Raw genomic sequence first — 576 nt, forward strand, 5'->3', positions numbered from 1 at the left:
CCATTTTCATCTTTTTGCATAACAACGCGTGGACGTGAAACGCTAAGCTCAAATCCTTCACGCCGCATATTTTCGATGAGGACTGCGAGTTGCAATTCTCCTCGTCCCGAAACATAGAAAGAATCTTTATCGGTTGATTCTTCAATTTTAAGGGCTACATTACCCTCTGCTTCTTTTAACAAACGGTCACGGATAACACGGCTTGTGACTTTATCTCCTTCAGTTCCGGCAAGAGGGCTATCATTGACGAGAAAGCTCATAGTTACAGTAGGAGGATCAATTGGTTGAGCAGTGAGAGGTTCATTGACTGCAGGATCACAGAAAGTATCAGCAACGGTGCCTTTTTGGAGACCTGCAATTGCTACAATATCACCAGCAATACTCTCTTCAATGGGTTGTCGTTCCAGCCCACGAAATGCCAAAATTTTTGAAATACGCCCAGTCTCTAAAACTTTTCCATCTTGCCTAAGAACCTTGACATTTTGATTGGGCTTTATAGAACCCGAATGAATGCGTCCTGTAATAATTCGCCCCAAAAATGGATCTGCTTCAAGAATAGTTCCGATCATGCGGAAT

General features: G+C 42.9%; 1 protein-coding gene. It reads right to left on the reverse strand.

All coding sequences use genetic code 11. The features are described 5' to 3' along the window. Positions 1-576, reverse strand: a 576-nt coding sequence (locus ACFINS_RS11130) for an EF-Tu/IF-2/RF-3 family GTPase (protein WP_375706306.1), incomplete at both ends; no start/stop codon positions are given.

The sequence above is a fragment of the Bartonella sp. AA2SXKL genome (assembly GCF_042197205.1).
Lineage (GTDB): Bacteria > Pseudomonadota > Alphaproteobacteria > Rhizobiales > Rhizobiaceae > Bartonella.